Here is a 15,653-nt window from a genome sequence, read left to right as displayed (position 1 = left end):
ATATGAAAGCAGAGGATATCTTCCGTAAATCACATTTAGCTTTAAACTTGACCCCTTTTACTATTAGGGAGCTTTTTAATATTCCAACAACACCATGTGATGTTTATATCTTCGAAGATGGAAAGTTTAAGCACAATCTCCATCGTGGCACATATGTTTCAAATGACACACTTAAAGAGATGATTGAAAAAGGTCATACGATTGTTTTTGCAACAACAGAGCAAAGACAAGAGCTTAAAGAATTGCAACAAGATTGTCTTAGACAAGTGACTCGCTCATTTTCCATGGGTGATACTTATCAGAATTGTAAGAGTCAATTGAATCTGATTACCATCAATCTTCGTTATCTTTTTGAAGATCCAACAGATGATAATGCATTAAATTTGCAGTATCAAAGTTTAAAAGTTCTGGCATCTTTCTTGATTAAGAACCCAAAAATGCACGAGGCCCTTTATCGCTACTTTGCGGCACAAGGACATCACTATATTTTTGCTCAGCCCCTACTTTCATCTATTTTTCTCGTAGGGATTTTGAAAACATCTCAGCTTTATAATGATAAGGATATTGAGAACTTTTTTATCACAAGTTACTTTAAAGATATTGGAATGTCGGCCATTCCAATTGATAAGTACGATAAAGAGAATCTCTCAGAAATGGATAAGGTGCTCCTTGCAAAACACCCTATTATTTCAGCGCGAATTCTTCAAGGGCGCATTCAATTAAGCCCTGCTCATATGAAGGTTATTGAAAACCATCACACGTTCAGTATTTTAGATAAGTATGATTCAGATAACCAATACTTAAAAAATTTAACTGTCACAGGTTTTGAAACAATCATGGTAAATATTTGTGATATTGTTGCGGCCATGATCTCTCCACGCCCTTATAGAGAGGCCCTTACAATCTTTGATGCCCTAGAGAAAGTCCGTTCACATATTAGTAAGGACTACCCTCACGAGTTTAAAATTATCATTAATTATTTTCGTAATTTCTTTACAACTTCAGTCAAGTAAAAAAAACTTTTCATAACGTTTTAAATATTTCACAATTATAAGTAACCAAGGACTAAGGTTAATATATTTTTTATTACATATATTTAAATTCAACATTTGCCAGATTCTAGGGAGGGAACATGGCCAACGAAGTAAGCCCGGTAACGGGAATTATTGCAGAAGAAAACGTCTTTATCGATTTTGGTGAACACGAAGGTAAATCAATTTTAGAAATCCAGGACACTCTGCCTGAGTACTACGATTTCCTCATTAACAAAAGAGAAGAAGGAATCTGTACGATCCGTCGTAACCAAGACAAGTCCTTCAGACTTTACGTATCAAATACATTACAATAATCACGCAGGGCGACATTGTCGCCCATTTTTTTAACAAAATCTTAATAAACACCATATTTACCATGTGCTAAATTCAATAAAACACTGAATTTAGGAGACACACATGATTAAGAGAATAATTGCACTTTGCCTTCTACTGGCAAGTTCAAGCACATTCGCTTTAAAGATTAATGCCGCTGGAGCATCTTTTCCATACGCAATTTATTCAAAATGGTTTTCAGAGTATTCAAAGCTTCACCCTGAAGTTCAATTCAACTATCAACCAATTGGATCAGGTGGAGGTATTCGCCAACTTCTAAAAGAAACTGTTGATTTTGGAGCTTCAGATGCTCCAATGAAAGCAAAAGATAAGAAGAAAGCTAAATGGCCAGTTCTTCACGTACCAATGGTGCTAGGAGCAGTTGCTATAGCTTATAATCACCCTCAAGTTCCAGATCAGCTAAAGCTTGATGGGCCAGCACTTGCAGATATCTACCTAGGTAAAATTACAAAGTGGAATGCAGCTCAAATTGCAGCTCTTAACCCAGGTGTAAAACTTCCTTCAGATGATATTCTCGTTGTTCGTCGTGCAGATGGTTCAGGGACAACAAAGAATTTTGCAGACTACCTTGTGGAAGTAAGTACTGAATGGAAGCAAAGAGTTGGAACAGGAAAGTCACTTCGTTGGCCAACTGGTGTTGGGGCCAAAGGAAATGACGGTGTAACTTCAATTGTAAGTAACACTAAGGGATCAATCACTTATATGGACCTTGCTCACGCAAGAAAGAATAATATTAAGACAGTTGCTCTTAAGAATAAGTCTGGTGTATTCATCAATCCAACAGTTGAGGCCGTATCAGCATCAGCTAAAGAGTTTAAAACTGATGGAAAAGAGTTAACAGGTTCACTTATCAACAGCAGCGCCAAAGACTCATACCCTATCAGTGCCCTTACTTATATTCTTCTACCAATGGTGGAAAAAGATCAGAAACAAGTTGAGATTTACAAATTTGTCGAATGGGCAATCAGTAAAGGTCAAAGTTATGCTAAAGAACTTTACTACGCTCCACTACCAACTGAACTTTCCAAAAAGGTATTAGAAAGGGTAAAATCTCTTTAATGAACCTACTTAAAAAAATAGGGCCAGCTTCTCCTTCAAAACAGGATAAGTTGGCCTATATAACACTTCGATTCTTTTCTCTTATTGTCATTGTCCTACTAATACTTATGATTGGTCAGCTATTCTACGCCAGTCGTGAAGCATTTAGTGAATTTGGTTTTAAATTCATCACTGATGATTTTTGGAACCCAATTGATGATGAATTTGGTGCGCTACCATTTATCTTTGGTACAGTTGTCACTTCCCTACTAGCTCTTCTCATTGCAGGGCCAGTTAGTATTTCAGTGGCACTCTTTATTACAGAATATCTTCCAAAAGGTATTTCGAGTATTTTAGGAACTTTCGTTGAACTTATCGCTGCCGTTCCTAGTATTATTTTTGGACTCTGGGGCCTTTACTACCTCGCTCCATTTGTAAAAGAAATGCTTACTCCGGCGCTAAAAGCAACACTTGGTTTCCTCCCATTCTTTCAAGGGCCAAGCTTTGGAATCGGTATTCTTACGGCCTCAATTATTTTGGCCATCATGATTATCCCAACAATTACTTCAGTTGCTCGAGAAGTATTTCGATCAATTAATATTCTCCACAAGGAAGCGGCCCTAGGTCTTGGTGCAACAAAATTTGAAATGATCAAGATTGCAGTCTTAAGGCCAAGCTTTTCGGGAATTGTTGGTGCCCTCGTTCTAGGACTTGGACGTGCTCTTGGAGAAACAATGGCCGTTGCTATGGTTATTGGGAATACACCACAAATTTCAAAATCTATCTTTGCCCCGGCCTCAACAATGGCCTCGGTTATGGCAAATGAATATGCAGAAGCAGAAAGTGATCTTCACCTTTCGGCCCTATGCTTAGTTGGTTTACTTCTTTTTGTTGTCACATTTGTCGTTAACTTAGTTGCACGTACAATTGTATGGAAGCAAACGAAGGGAGCATCAAAATGAAACTTCAAAAAAGTCGTATCATTAAGAACCAGGCCTTTAAAGGTCTACTTGTTCTCTCAGCATTACTCGTCATTCTTCCTTTAATTCTTGTCTTCATCTTCCTTCTTCAAAAGGGATCGACTTCAATTAGCTTAGACTTCTTTTTAAATGATCCAAAACCAGTTGGTGAAGTTGGTGGCGGAATGAGACATGCCATTTTAGGAACACTTATTATGGTTTCAATTGGCTCACTCATTGCTGTCCCTGTAGGAACACTATGCGGTGTCTACTTAAGCGAATATGGTAAAGGCAAGATTGCAACTTCTCTAAGATTTACAATTGACCTTTTAACAGGAGTACCTTCAATCGTTGTTGGTATTTTCTCTTACCTAATCTTTGTTGTAAGCTTCAAGTCATTCTCGGCACTGGCCGGAGCATTTGCTCTAAGTATAATCATTCTGCCAATTGTCACAAGAACGACAGAAGAAATCTTAAAACTAATTCCAAGACACGTAAGAGAAGCAGGTCTTGCCCTTGGACTTCCAAGATGGCGAGTGATCTACAATATCATTCTTAAAGGTTCAAGAAACTCTCTTATGACAGGTGTTATTCTGGCCATCTCACGTGCGGCCGGAGAAACAGCTCCCCTACTTTTTACAGCATTTGGAAGTATGTACATGAGCTACAATGTAACGGGCCCAATGGCCTCGCTTCCGGTACAAATTTATAACTATGCAATTAGTCCGTATAAAGAATGGCAACAACAAGCTTGGGCCGGATCATTTACACTTATCATTATTGTTCTAGGACTAAATTTAAGTGCAAAGTTTTTATTCAATTCAAAGAAACTTAAGAAATTCTTTGTGAGGAAATCATAATGTCTAATAGCGATATCATTTTAGAAGTTAAAAATATTCAAGCATGGTTTGGTGACTTTCACGCCGTGAAAGGAATTGACCTTAAGTATCATAAGAATACCGTGAATGCGATTATTGGGCCTTCAGGATGTGGTAAATCAACATATATTCGAACTCTCAATCGTATCCATGAAGAAGTACAAGGGGCACGAGTTTCAGGAGAAGTTCTACTTGAAGGAAATGATATTTACGCGCCTTCAGCAGACCCTGTTGAAATACGCAGAAAAATTGGAATGGTATTCCAAAAGCCAAATCCATTTGCGGCCATGAGTATCTATGACAATGTCGTCATTGGCCCAAGACTTTGGGGTAAGAAGAAAAAGAGTGAACTCGATGAGATCGCCTACAATTGTCTCTCAAAAGCTGCTCTTTGGAATGAAGTTAAGGATAAGCTACACCAAGAAGGAACTTCTCTATCAGGTGGTCAGCAACAAAGACTTTGTATTGCAAGAACACTAGCGACAAATCCTCCAATTGTTCTTATGGATGAGCCTACTTCAGCACTAGATCCAATTGCCACAGGAAAGATTGAAGACCTAATGAGTGAGCTTAAAAAAGACTACACGGTAATTGTGGTAACTCACAATATGCAACAAGCTGCTAGAATTGCGGACTATACAAGCTTCTTCATTCTAGGAGAGCTGATTGAGCATGGATTAAGTAGTGATGTCTTCACTAATCCAAAAGAAAAGAAAACAGAAGATTATATCACTGGCCGTTTTGGCTAAGGAGCATTCAATGGAATTAACTGTTGAAACACTAAGAAAAGATATTACAGAAATGGCAGCAGTTGTGGAAAAAATTCTCCACGTTGCAGTTGATGAAAAATCGAAAATGGAAAATCTTTATGAGCTTGAGAATGAAATCAATGAATTTCACAAGCTTGTGGATGACCATGTCTTTAAATTTATTGCTCTAAAGTCTCCTACTGCAATTGATCTTAGAACGGCCCTTGCCATCATGAAGATTAATTCTGAGTTAGAAAGACTTGGTGATGAGGCCGTAAACTTAAAGCGCTACCTAATGCGAATTTCAAACCAAGAAAAACACTGCAGTATTATTCAAGCTGAAGTCTTTGAAATGGTGAGAAAGAGTTTAATTGCCTTTGCTTCAAATAATATTCAAATGGCAACAGATGTTATCAAGGCCGACCACGAAGTTAACTCTCTCCACAGAGATCTTGTTAAGAAGTTCTACCAACTTCTAAAAGATGGGAAAGCAGAAGTTGATGAAGGTTTTGCAGTTATTCGCGTTTCAAAAATCTTTGAGAGATGCGGAGATCACGCAACAAATATTTGTGAAGATATTATCTTCCTAGAGTCAGGAAAAGACGTAAGGCACACAGAGGAACAGTAAGGCAAGTAATGAAAGCACTTATCGTAGAAGACGAACAATCTATTGCAAAATTAATTGGGGTTAACCTCAAGGCCATCGGAATTGATTACGATATGGCAAATACAGGAAACGATGCCATCTCGGCCATTGAGAATAATCAGTACGATCTCTTTGTTCTAGACCGAATGCTACCGGATCTAAGCGGTGTTCAAATTTGCCAATATATTCGAAATACTAAGAAGCTTAAGAGCGTTGGTATCCTATTTGTTACAGCATTAACTTCAAGCGAGTCAATTATTGAAGGACTCGATGCAGGAGCTGACGACTATATTACAAAGCCATTTGATATCGGTATTCTAAAGGCAAGAGTTAGTAGTCTTAAAAGACGAGTTGAAGGCCATCGCGACAGTTCACCTATCAATAATAAGAACACTTACAATCATATGGGTATCAAAATCGACGTCGACGGAGTGAAGACACTTATTGATGATAAGGAAATTAAACTCACAGTTTCAGAGTTCAAAATTCTTTGTGTCTTAATATCTTCTCCTGGAAAGGTTTTTACACGTAAGCAAATTGTTGATCTGATTAAAGGTGAAAATATCTACGTTACAGACCGTACTGTTGACACACATGTATTTGCCTTGAGAAAGAAGCTTGGGAGCAAATCAAAAGTTGTCGAAACAGTTCGTGGAATTGGATATCGAGTAAAGAGTGAAGAATAATTTTTTCAACTTTCTAAAAATAAAGTTCTTGAATGATATCATTTTTTATCAAACGATAATCTTTTGTTTATCCCTACTCTTTTTAGGGACATTCTTTATCATTAATTTTAAAGATAATTTTATCCACTCAATTGTCGATCAAGAATTAAACTCGCTTCGCCAAGATGGTATCGCTCAGATATGTGACAAGCAAACAAAACGCACACAATTCTATATTTTAAATGCAAATCGCACAATCAGGTGTGCTGCTCCAGGCTTTAAGATTGAAGACTTCAAAAATATTGTAATCGGTGGATATGACAGTGATGATAAGTATGTCTATCACCACCGTGTTCTTCACTCAAAAGGTAAAAGCTATACATTATTTTTAAGAGTTGAATCAGACGCACTGAAATTAATTTCAACAGAAGTATTTTCAAAGCTTTTTATGGCAATGGGAATCCTTGGAATTATCTTTATTGCTGGCCAATTCTTCCTCTTTCGTCACTACTTCACACCTCTTTATGACCTCTTTCATATCTTTAGAATGAAAGGAGTTATCGATACGACAGATAGCCGTGATTACTGGGACTATATTGAGTCTAAGTCGATTAAGAGCTTTAACAAAAGAAGAAAATTACAAAGAGACCTATTTAATACGAAACAGTACTATTCCGTTATTATCAATTCAATTGATGACCCTGTTGTGGTTACTGATTGTAAAGGCAAGATCATCTTTTGTAACAATGCCTTTAGAAAGTCATTTGCATCTTTTAACGGACGCTACCGTGGAGCTGAGCTCATTAGTATTATTAGAGACTATGACTTTATCAACCTAATTAAAAAGCATGGCTATCAAGCAAATCTAATTCACAACACACAGATGGCCCTGACAAAAGTAAGTGGTAAGACAAACTCTTTCCAACTTAAGATCAGTGATATTGAATCTAAGAATAAGAATAAAGAAATCCTATTCTACTTTAGTGATATTACAAAACTTCAAGATGTAAATAATATGCGAAGAGACTTCTTTGAGAATGTCTCTCATGAAATTAAAACACCTCTAACTTCAATTAAGGGCTACACTCAAACTCTAAAGTCCATCAATACTGATGATGACCAGCAAGAGATCATGGATATTGTCATTCAAAATGTTGATCGTCTTGATGAGCTTATCAATGGTATCCTCTCTCTTTCAAAAATTGAGAATGAAGGAAAAATTGAAGTGGAAGAAATTAATCTTCCATCATTTATTAACGCTCTTATTAATGATCAACAGCTTAAGATTAATGCCAAGGACATGAGTGTCAACTACTCTCAAACTGGCCCAGAAACGATTGTGGCCAACGGAAAACTACTCTATCACTGTATTTCAAACTTAGTTTCAAATGCCATCAAATACTCAAAGGATAGCACTCTCATTACAATTGAAAGTGGTCAAAGGGATAATCATCAATATATTGCTATTACCGATGAAGGTGTTGGTATCCCAAATGATAAGATCGCCAGAATCTTTGAAAGATTTTACAGAGTCGATCAATCACGAAGTATTAACACGGGTGGAACAGGTCTAGGACTTGCAATTGCAAAGCACTCGGCACAAAAAATGAAAGCTTCTATTGAAGTTGAGAGTATGGTTGATAAGGGAACTACTTTTACGGTTCTCTTCCCAAATAAGTCTTAATCTATTTCAAACTTAATTGGTGCATCCATTAACTTCTTTAGCACTTCTTCCACATTGGCATCATTGTAAAGAACATCGTAGAGTCCAGTAAAGATTCTTGCGCGGATATCATACTTTTGAGCTAATAAGAAAGCGGCCTTTGTCGTCTTATAACCTTCGACAACAGTACGTTGCGAGTTGATTATATCAAGAGGCCTTCTTCCCTTTGCGATTTCAAGTCCAAAAGTTTTATTACGTGAAAGGCCACCAGTTGTCGTTAGAATGAGATCCCCCATTCCACTTAGGCCATAGAAAGTTTCAGGTCGAGCGTTAAAAACTTTACCGAAACGTAGCATTTCAACAATCCCACGAGTAATCATGGCCGCACGAGTATTGTGGTTATAGCCTAGGCCTTCAACAATCCCACCGGCAATGGCCAAAACGTTTTTAAGAGCACCACCTAAGAGTACGCCTTTAATATCATAATTAGGAAGCGCCTTAAAATAAGGTGTTTCAAGCTTGGCCGCAACATCCATTAAGACGCTCTTAGAGCGTCCTGCAATTGTGACAAGAGTGATCTGTTTTTCCATAATCTCTTTTGCGAAACTAGGACCAGACAAGAATGTGATATTATCACGATATTGTGGGAAGAAATCATTTAACAGATCATCACTTAACTCAAGTGTATCTGGATCAATCCCCTTTGAAAGACTAATTAATGGAATTCCTTTTCCAAGGTAGCTATTAAAGCGAACAAGGTTCTCACTAAAGAAAGTTCTAATTCCATGAGTCGGAAGACCAGAAACAATAAGTTCTAGGCTCTCTTCTTCTTCAGTTTCCAGCTCACTCCAGTCTAGAATGGCCTTAATATTAGCATCTAGCTTAATTCCTGGAAGATAGACAGAGTTGATACGATCGTCATTTATATCCTTGTAGATATCTTCAGAACGTACCTTAAGAATTACGTTTTCAAACTTATGTGCCAGAATTGATGCGATAGAAGTACCAAATGCTCCGGCACCAACAACTAGTGCAGTCTTATATTCGAATTTTTCTTTTGTCATAGTGCAAGTATACCATGAAGACGTCCGACTCGTTCATAAATCGTTAACACTTCATCTGAACTATTGCATGTAACATTGAATGTGAAAGAAATATACTTACCTGTTTTAGATGGTTTTTCATGGTGTGGCTTTTCACCTACGGCCATAATTAACTCATCACGGTTTGAATCATTTCCAATAAATTTAAAATTATAGACTGCTGGCCACTCGTATTGATCGTCTAATAGGGCCTTAAGTTTTGTTAAATCCATTTTTTATCAACTCCTACTTTGGCCATGAATGTTTGAAATCAATCGGCTTACCATCGAAGTCTAAGACTTCTGGAACAATGCCGTGTACATAGCGGAAGATATCGATAACTTCTCTAACCGCACCATGGCCACCTTCTCTTTGAGTGACGTAGTCACAATAAACTTGAATCTCATGAGACGCATGAGGAGTTGTCGCTGCAAAGCCTGCGGCCTTTAATAGCGGAACATCAAAGAACTCATCTCCCATAAAAAGAACTTCTTCTGGTTTAAAGCCAAGATCGAGAACTTTATTAAAGGCCACTCTCTTATCCTCATCACCAAGGAAGGCGAAATCAAGTTTTAGGTTATTCACAAAGCGCTCTTGAACACCTTTTGAGGCACCTCCAGAAATGACTCCTACTTTAAATCCTGCTCTCATAAGCAGTTTTAATGCGTAACCATCTGAAGTATGCGATGAGCGGTTAAATCCCATCTCATCATCTTGGTACCATACATGTCCAGGAGTTAGTACTCCATCGATATCAAAAGCAAGAACTTTGATATCTTTTAATTTCTCTTTGTACTTTTGTGCTTTTGTAAATAAATCCATTAATTATTCCGTAATTGCGTTTTTAATTCTTAATAGTCTTTGGATAATCGCTCCTGCCTGATCAAGCGGTAAGCTTGTTGCCGCATCAGACTTCGCTTCAGCTGGGTTAGGGTGAACTTCCATAAAGATCCCATCAGCACCTGCAGCGACTGCAGCTTGAGCAAGTGTTAAAATCTGCTCACGTTTCCCACCAGTTGATGTTCCAAGCCCACCAGGTCTTTGAACACAGTGAGTAGCGTCGTGAATTGCACGAACTCCAAATGACTTCATAATTTGAAAACTTGCCATATCAACAACAAGATTATTGTAACCAAATGAAGTCCCTCTTTCAGTTAGAAGGATTTTATCTTTTGTAATAAACTCTTCGGCCTTCTTTACAATATTTCCAGTCTCTTCAGGAGAAAGGAACTGACCTTTTTTAATTTTCAATTGAGCATTGTGTTTCTTACAAGCTTCAGCTCCAGCTAGAATCATATCTGTTTGACGACATAGGAAAGCTGGAATTTGGATTGTATCAACAACACTTGCTACTGCATCTGCTTGTTCAGCAGTGTGAAAGTCAGTGATAAGTTGAACTCCATATTGTTTCTTAACCTTTTCAAGAATCTGTAGACCTTTTTCAAGTCCAGGGCCTCTGAAAGAATCAATCGAAGAACGGTTGGCCTTGTCGAAACTTCCCTTATAAGAAAAGTTGATTTGATCCTTAACAGGCTCAAGCATTTCTAAAAGACGTCCGCAAACGTCCATACACATTTGTTCAGACTCGATTACACAAGTCCCCATGAATAGATCAAATTTTTTATTTTCCATATTTATCTGCCTCTTTAATAAATTCGCTAAATACTGGGTGGGCCGCATATGGCCTCGATTTAAACTCTGGGTGGTACTGGCATGCAAAGAAGAAAGGATGATCCTTAATCTCAATCGTTTCAACAAGATCAAGCTCAGGATTCTTTCCACTGATAACTAGCCCACATTCTTTTAATTGCTCAACGTAAAGGTTATTAACCTCTAGACGGTGACGGTGTCTTTCATGAATAAGTTTTTCACCGTACATTTCAATAGCACGGCTGCCATCAAGAAGTTCACACTCATAACTACCAAGGCGCATACTTCCACCCTTAGCTCCGTCACGAGTTTGTCCTTCCATGTAGTGAATCAAGAGATCACCACCATTATTGAATTCTTCCGACGTTGCGTCTTTTAATCCACAAATATTTCTCGCATATTCAACAATTGCCAATTGCATACCAAGACAGATCCCAAAGAATGGAAGCTTGTTTTCACGAGCGTATTGAATGGCAGAAATTTTTCCTTCTGTACCACGCTCTCCAAAACCACCTGGAACAAGAACACCTTGAACATCTTTTAAAAGTTTTGCTGCGCCCTCTTTTTCAATATCTTCTGAGTCAACGTAGACAGGAACAAGCTTAAGCTGGTGAGCAAGAGCTCCGTGCTTAAGGGCCTCATCTAGTGACTTGTATGATTCGACAAGCTCTGTATATTTTCCAACAATCCCGATCTTTACTTCTCTTAGAGGGTGATCGAAGTTGTAAGCAACCTTTTCAAGGTCATCAATCTTTGGCGATGAAGACCAGATTCCTAAGATCTTTGTAATCTTCTCGTCTAAACCTTGTGAGTGAAAGTTTAGAGGAACCTTATAAATTGAATCCAAGTCTAGTGATTGAAATACATTGTCTTTTGGTACGTTACAGAAAAGAGAGATCTTATCCATAATCGACTGATCAATTTCGCGATCACTTCGACAAATAATAATATGTGGGAAGAGACCTTGTGAGCGAAGCTCTTTCACTGAGTGTTGAGCTGGCTTTGACTTTAACTCTCCAGCAGCTGAAAGATAAGGAATTAAAACAAGATGAACAAATAGAACATTCTCTTGCCCTACATCGTGAGCAAATTGTCTGATCGATTCAACATATGGAAGTGATTCAATATCACCAATTGTTCCACCAATTTCACCAATAAGAATATCTGCATCTTCTGCTGCAATATGAATACGACGTTTGATTTCATCAGTAATATGAGGAACAACTTGAACAGTCTTTCCTAAATACTTCCCTTCTCTTTCGCGCTCAATTACCTCGAGATAAACTTGACCAGTTGTGAAGTTTGATTGCTTAGAAAGTGTTAGTGAAGTGAATCTTTCGTAGTGGCCTAGATCAAGGTCTGTTTCTGCACCATCATCTGTCACAAAAACTTCCCCATGTTGAGTCGGACTCATTGTTCCTGGATCAACATTGATATAAGGATCCATCTTTAACATATTGATACGAATTCCTCGTCTCTCAAGTAAAGATGCAATCGATGCAGCAGCCAGTCCCTTACCAAGAGAACTTGCAACACCACCAGTAATAAAAATATACTTCTTTTGGCTATTTGCCATTTATCACTCCCTCCACGAATGGAATATCTTCTGGAGTATCAACTCCACATAATGTCATATCTGTAATTGCTGCACCAATAGTGTAGCCGTTATCTAATAGTCTTAGTTGCTCAAGGCATTCAATCTTTTCATTAGTCGACTCACCTAGTGAGCAAAAGCTTTTTAATACTTCAGGCCTAAATGAATAAATACCAATATGGAGATACCAATTAAGTCCTGGTGTATTTTGTCGATTGAATGGATGCGGGCTTCTTGTAAAGTAATGACAAATATTCTTTTCTTTTGAAAAGACGGCCTTTACCTTATTTGGGTTTAAGTAATCCTCATGATCATTATCAATCGACATCTCCTTAATCACCGTGGCCACATCAAAGCCTTGAGAGCTGTGAATTCTAAGAAGTTCACTCAGTAAGTCTGCTTGAATTAGAGGCTCATCACCTTGCACATTGATAACGAAATCAAATTCTTCTTCTTTGAAGAAACGATCATAGGCCAAGAAAATTCTTTCACTTCCCGAAGGCACATCATCATCGATACGAACCACATTGCGGCCCGAGTCTTTTAACATATTTTCAATTTCATCATTATCCGTTACGACACAAACTTTTGAACCAGGAAAATTTTCTACAATACCAGCACATCCATCATAAACATGAGAGACCATTGCCTTGCCGGCGATATTTGCTAGAGGTTTTCCGGGGAAACGAGTCGAGGCGAATCTTGATGGTATTAATACCAAAGCTTTTAAGTTCATTATTTACCTTTTTGACAGTAAATAATAACAAATACCTGTGCTACTTGCAAAGTGTGATATCATAAATCTATGAAATACTTCGCCTTAACACTCAGTGCCATTGTTTTTATTTATACGGCCTTAATTGAGCATAGACTTAATGCGCAAACGATTTCAGATTCCATCATTACCGACCCAAGTATTTCCCGCCGATGTGACTCTTTGATGAACCAACGACAAGAAAAAGTTGAACACCGTCAAAGACTTCTCTTCTTACTTGATCGAAATAAAAATCTCTTAAAATCGACTCCAGATAATAAGAAATCTATTGCCTCAAAACTGCGCGATAATCAATACCGCGTCATTCAAGAATTAAAGATTACAAATCTCAAAGTTATCAAACTCGAAGAACAGATTGTTCGTCGTGGTTGCCCAGGACTCACTCTCTAACGAGCAAGAGTTGCCATCTCATATCACGCAAGTCATAATTTTAGCAGACGCACAAAATTAGCAATTAGCTAAACGAGAGGGACTTCATTTATGACTAAAACAATAGGCTTTGTTTGCGCCTACCTATTTCTATCAACCTTTTCCTATGCACTAGAACAATCTCCAGAGATCTTCATTCAAGAGGCCAGCGAAGATAAAGTTGACGAGAGTGCTTATCGCCCCCTTGATATCGGAACTGTCATCGAGCAAGGAATGCGAAGCTATCAAGATAATATCATTCGTCGCAAGAATATTGAGATCCTTAAAAATCGACTTGAAGATACAAAAGAAGAATTCTGGACACCAAATCCTAAGATTAACTTTCAGTTAAATCCTCAACGAATTGGTACCCTTAAAAGTGGTAATAACGATCTAACTCGCACGGCCCGCACTGCAAGTGGAAGCGTCGGACTAGAGCTTGGGGAATACACTCTATTTAACTGGGGTAAGGATTACTTAAATTATAAGAATGAAAAGGAATCTCTTGAGCGCCAAATTGATCGCGATAAGGAAACACTTCGTGAATTTAAGCAAGAGCTTGTTCGCGAATATGTGAAGCTTATTCATGCAAAGGATTTAAAGATCATTGCTCGCCAATATCTACAAAGAGCGACACTTGTGTATCGTATGAATCGTGAAAAAGTTCTTCAAAAGAAAGTTACAAAGCACGAGTACTACCAGTCACGTGCCGAATACCTAAGAGCACAAGAAGCTTATACAAATGCAAAGACTAATGAAAATATTGCATCTGAAGACATGGCAAAGCGCTTAAATGATCCCCCGGGAACACTCTACTTCATTAAGGATGATTATCAGTATGAGAAATCAACTTATAGTAGAGACAATGCCATTGCGACAGCAAGAAAAGTCTCACCTTTTATTCTTGATAAGAAGGTCGAGAGAAATATCAAAAATCGTGAATACGAAATTGCGGTAAGAGACAATCTTCCTCTACCAAAGATCACTGTTAACTTTGGAACGTACTCTCAAATTTTTGATGGTAGCTCTGTAACAAATGACTACTACACAACGTCAGTGGGCAATTCTAATATTGACCTTGTGGCAAGCCTAAACGCCAGCTGGACTCTATTTGGCGATGGCGGGCTCTTTAATCGCAGAAAGCTTGCAAATGCAAGACTTGAAAAAGAGAAGGCCATGTATGACCTAAGCCTGACAAGAAGAAAAGTTGAAGAAGCTATTGTTAATATTTTCAACTTTTTAAACTCTTCAGTTGAGCAACTTAATATTATCAAGTCTCGTAATGATTCATTAAAAAAGAGAATGGAGACGGCCCTGTATCAATATACAAATCGCAAGACGCGCTACTTAGAATATCAGCTGGCCATGCAAGACTACTTTGACTCACTTACTAGAGAGTCTATGATAAAATTTCAATACCTAGCTAAAAGAGTTGAACTTGCTCAAATTGTCGGTATCGAAAATCTCCCGGACCAAGCTTTTGATAAGGCGATTATTAAAGGAGGAGGACGTTAATGAAAAAATTAAGTTTAATCTCTACTCTACTTTTAACTTTAAACTCTTCAGTATTTGCACAAGACCTAACAAGTTTCGAAGATATCAACGTCGTGGATAAAGACTATGGCTACGAGACTTCTCGCTACAATATTAAGGATGATAATTTCTCTCTAGAATTTAATTATGGTGGAATTACAAACCTAAGCGAATTTGCTTCGACAAATACAATTAGTGGAACACTTACTTTCTACAGCGAGAGGTACTCTCTAAGTCTATACGGTGCCCTAAATACTCTTGATGTTGCAAGCGTAACTCAATTTGACAACCTCGATGCAAGTCTAAGTGTTTATACAGTAGGCCTAGGACTAAGTAGGCGCTCAATTTTAATTAATGACTTCATTAATATTAAGTCTATTTACGATGAAATTCATGCCCATATTACTTATAATATGACAGACTCTGAAGCCTTTGGAACTGAACTATCTGGACTTGGATTTAATGCTGGCTATGGTTTAATTTATCGAGCTAGTAGTGGCCTTCATTTTTCAGCAAGGCTTATCTATAACCTGATGGCCTTAAAGAGTTCTGATGACACAATTACTGCAGAGGCATCGGCAAGTTGGGTAAGTGCTCAACTTGGAGTAGGTTTTATTTTTTAAAA

At 37.9% G+C, this 15,653-nt stretch carries 18 protein-coding genes; 12 read left to right on the top strand and 6 right to left on the bottom strand.

The window, feature by feature from the left end; translation table 11 throughout:
- Nucleotides 1–2: 2 nt before the first annotated feature.
- The 9 genes from ABMA79_RS02950 to ABMA79_RS02910 all read left to right on the top strand — a co-directional run bounded on the left by ABMA79_RS02950 (nucleotide 3) and on the right by ABMA79_RS02910 (nucleotide 8,007).
- Nucleotides 3–1,013, top strand: a complete 1,011-nt coding sequence (locus tag ABMA79_RS02950) for an HD-GYP domain-containing protein (RefSeq protein WP_393090174.1) — start codon at nucleotides 3–5, stop codon at nucleotides 1,011–1,013.
- Between the two features lie 119 nt (nucleotides 1,014–1,132).
- Nucleotides 1,133–1,348, top strand: a complete 216-nt coding sequence (locus ABMA79_RS02945; RefSeq protein WP_021266044.1) for a hypothetical protein — start codon at nucleotides 1,133–1,135, stop codon at nucleotides 1,346–1,348.
- A gap of 103 nt (nucleotides 1,349–1,451) precedes the next feature.
- The gene (gene pstS, locus ABMA79_RS02940; RefSeq protein ID WP_392856500.1) at nucleotides 1,452–2,447 is read left to right on the top strand and encodes a phosphate ABC transporter substrate-binding protein PstS; all 996 of its coding nucleotides are present in this window, start codon (nucleotides 1,452–1,454) and stop codon (nucleotides 2,445–2,447) included.
- Nucleotides 2,447–3,388, top strand: a complete 942-nt coding sequence (gene pstC, locus ABMA79_RS02935; RefSeq protein ID WP_393090171.1) for a phosphate ABC transporter permease subunit PstC — start codon at nucleotides 2,447–2,449, stop codon at nucleotides 3,386–3,388. Before pstS ends, pstC begins: the two co-directional genes overlap by 1 nt.
- Entirely contained in the window at nucleotides 3,385–4,245 is an 861-nt protein-coding gene (gene pstA, locus ABMA79_RS02930; RefSeq protein ID WP_393090168.1) for a phosphate ABC transporter permease PstA, read from the top strand. Before pstC ends, pstA begins: the two co-directional genes overlap by 4 nt.
- Entirely contained in the window at nucleotides 4,245–5,012 is a 768-nt protein-coding gene (gene pstB, locus ABMA79_RS02925; RefSeq protein WP_392856505.1) for a phosphate ABC transporter ATP-binding protein PstB, read from the top strand. The genes pstA and pstB overlap by 1 nt, the downstream gene beginning before the upstream one ends.
- A 10-nt stretch (nucleotides 5,013–5,022) precedes the next feature.
- Nucleotides 5,023–5,640, top strand: a complete 618-nt coding sequence (phoU, locus tag ABMA79_RS02920; RefSeq protein WP_392856506.1) for a phosphate signaling complex protein PhoU — start codon at nucleotides 5,023–5,025, stop codon at nucleotides 5,638–5,640.
- Nucleotides 5,641–5,648: 8 nt separating this feature from the next.
- Nucleotides 5,649–6,344 (top strand): response regulator transcription factor, encoded by a 696-nt coding sequence (locus tag ABMA79_RS02915; protein WP_393090166.1) that lies wholly within the window; start codon nucleotides 5,649–5,651, stop codon nucleotides 6,342–6,344.
- Nucleotides 6,334–8,007 (top strand): ATP-binding protein, encoded by a 1,674-nt coding sequence (locus ABMA79_RS02910; RefSeq protein ID WP_393090163.1) that lies wholly within the window; start codon nucleotides 6,334–6,336, stop codon nucleotides 8,005–8,007. The genes ABMA79_RS02915 and ABMA79_RS02910 overlap by 11 nt, the downstream gene beginning before the upstream one ends.
- On the opposite strand, the gene ABMA79_RS02905 is transcribed toward ABMA79_RS02910, so the two are convergent.
- From ABMA79_RS02905 to ABMA79_RS02880, 6 genes are read right to left on the bottom strand one after another with little or no spacing between them, the layout of a single operon-like run.
- Entirely contained in the window at nucleotides 8,004–9,050 is a 1,047-nt protein-coding gene (locus tag ABMA79_RS02905) for an NAD(P)H-dependent glycerol-3-phosphate dehydrogenase (protein WP_393090160.1), read from the bottom strand. The genes ABMA79_RS02910 and ABMA79_RS02905 overlap by 4 nt on opposite strands.
- On the bottom strand, nucleotides 9,047–9,301 hold the full coding sequence (locus ABMA79_RS02900) for a DUF493 family protein (protein ID WP_393090158.1): 255 nt from the start codon (nucleotides 9,299–9,301) through the stop codon (nucleotides 9,047–9,049). Before ABMA79_RS02900 ends, ABMA79_RS02905 begins: the two co-directional genes overlap by 4 nt.
- Before the next feature lie 13 nt (nucleotides 9,302–9,314).
- The gene (locus ABMA79_RS02895) at nucleotides 9,315–9,890 is read right to left on the bottom strand and encodes a KdsC family phosphatase (RefSeq protein WP_392856516.1); all 576 of its coding nucleotides are present in this window, start codon (nucleotides 9,888–9,890) and stop codon (nucleotides 9,315–9,317) included.
- 3 nt (nucleotides 9,891–9,893) lie between these two features.
- On the bottom strand, nucleotides 9,894–10,700 hold the full coding sequence (gene kdsA / locus ABMA79_RS02890) for a 3-deoxy-8-phosphooctulonate synthase (RefSeq protein ID WP_393090155.1): 807 nt from the start codon (nucleotides 10,698–10,700) through the stop codon (nucleotides 9,894–9,896).
- On the bottom strand, nucleotides 10,690–12,294 hold the full coding sequence (locus ABMA79_RS02885) for a CTP synthase (protein WP_392856520.1): 1,605 nt from the start codon (nucleotides 12,292–12,294) through the stop codon (nucleotides 10,690–10,692). Before ABMA79_RS02885 ends, kdsA begins: the two co-directional genes overlap by 11 nt.
- Entirely contained in the window at nucleotides 12,284–13,048 is a 765-nt protein-coding gene (locus ABMA79_RS02880) for a 3-deoxy-manno-octulosonate cytidylyltransferase (RefSeq protein WP_392856522.1), read from the bottom strand. Before ABMA79_RS02880 ends, ABMA79_RS02885 begins: the two co-directional genes overlap by 11 nt.
- A gap of 69 nt (nucleotides 13,049–13,117) precedes the next feature.
- Between ABMA79_RS02880 and ABMA79_RS02875 the strand changes: the two genes are divergently transcribed.
- The 3 genes from ABMA79_RS02875 (at nucleotide 13,118) to ABMA79_RS02865 (ending at nucleotide 15,651) form a co-directional block, all read left to right on the top strand.
- Nucleotides 13,118–13,477 carry a hypothetical protein gene (locus ABMA79_RS02875; RefSeq protein WP_392856523.1) on the top strand — a complete coding sequence of 120 codons (360 nt, stop codon included), beginning with the start codon at nucleotides 13,118–13,120 and terminating at the stop codon, nucleotides 13,475–13,477.
- 90 nt (nucleotides 13,478–13,567) lie between these two features.
- Nucleotides 13,568–15,010, top strand: coding sequence for a TolC family protein (locus ABMA79_RS02870; RefSeq protein WP_392856525.1), 1,443 nt, complete (start codon nucleotides 13,568–13,570; stop codon nucleotides 15,008–15,010).
- Entirely contained in the window at nucleotides 15,010–15,651 is a 642-nt protein-coding gene (locus ABMA79_RS02865) for a hypothetical protein (RefSeq protein ID WP_393090152.1), read from the top strand. Before ABMA79_RS02870 ends, ABMA79_RS02865 begins: the two co-directional genes overlap by 1 nt.
- Nucleotides 15,652–15,653: the final 2 nt, after the last annotated feature.

The organism is Halobacteriovorax sp. HFRX-2_2 (assembly GCF_043196705.1).
Taxonomy (GTDB): Bacteria; Bdellovibrionota; Bacteriovoracia; order Bacteriovoracales; family Bacteriovoracaceae; genus Halobacteriovorax_A.
The sequence above is the reverse complement of the archived record's forward strand: the minus strand, read 5'-3'. Positions and strand labels throughout refer to the sequence as shown.

Excerpts from the sequence above, each read along its gene's own strand:
- kdsA (WP_393090155.1), bottom strand. The coding sequence starts at position 10,700 with ATGGAAAATAAAAAATTTGATCTATTCATGGGGACTTGTGTAATCGAG.
- ABMA79_RS02875 (WP_392856523.1), top strand. The coding sequence starts at position 13,118 with ATGAAATACTTCGCCTTAACACTCAGTGCCATTGTTTTTATTTATACG.
- ABMA79_RS02950 (WP_393090174.1), top strand. The coding sequence starts at position 3 with ATGAAAGCAGAGGATATCTTCCGTAAATCACATTTAGCTTTAAACTTG.
- pstB (WP_392856505.1), top strand. The coding sequence starts at position 4,245 with ATGTCTAATAGCGATATCATTTTAGAAGTTAAAAATATTCAAGCATGG.
- pstC (WP_393090171.1), top strand. The coding sequence starts at position 2,447 with ATGAACCTACTTAAAAAAATAGGGCCAGCTTCTCCTTCAAAACAGGAT.
- ABMA79_RS02900 (WP_393090158.1), bottom strand. The coding sequence starts at position 9,301 with ATGGATTTAACAAAACTTAAGGCCCTATTAGACGATCAATACGAGTGG.
- ABMA79_RS02880 (WP_392856522.1), bottom strand. The coding sequence starts at position 13,048 with ATGAACTTAAAAGCTTTGGTATTAATACCATCAAGATTCGCCTCGACT.
- ABMA79_RS02870 (WP_392856525.1), top strand. The coding sequence starts at position 13,568 with ATGACTAAAACAATAGGCTTTGTTTGCGCCTACCTATTTCTATCAACC.
- ABMA79_RS02915 (WP_393090166.1), top strand. The coding sequence starts at position 5,649 with ATGAAAGCACTTATCGTAGAAGACGAACAATCTATTGCAAAATTAATT.
- ABMA79_RS02945 (WP_021266044.1), top strand. The coding sequence starts at position 1,133 with ATGGCCAACGAAGTAAGCCCGGTAACGGGAATTATTGCAGAAGAAAAC.
- ABMA79_RS02895 (WP_392856516.1), bottom strand. The coding sequence starts at position 9,890 with ATGGATTTATTTACAAAAGCACAAAAGTACAAAGAGAAATTAAAAGAT.
- pstA (WP_393090168.1), top strand. The coding sequence starts at position 3,385 with ATGAAACTTCAAAAAAGTCGTATCATTAAGAACCAGGCCTTTAAAGGT.
- ABMA79_RS02905 (WP_393090160.1), bottom strand. The coding sequence starts at position 9,050 with ATGACAAAAGAAAAATTCGAATATAAGACTGCACTAGTTGTTGGTGCC.
- ABMA79_RS02885 (WP_392856520.1), bottom strand. The coding sequence starts at position 12,294 with ATGGCAAATAGCCAAAAGAAGTATATTTTTATTACTGGTGGTGTTGCA.
- phoU (WP_392856506.1), top strand. The coding sequence starts at position 5,023 with ATGGAATTAACTGTTGAAACACTAAGAAAAGATATTACAGAAATGGCA.
- pstS (WP_392856500.1), top strand. The coding sequence starts at position 1,452 with ATGATTAAGAGAATAATTGCACTTTGCCTTCTACTGGCAAGTTCAAGC.
- ABMA79_RS02865 (WP_393090152.1), top strand. The coding sequence starts at position 15,010 with ATGAAAAAATTAAGTTTAATCTCTACTCTACTTTTAACTTTAAACTCT.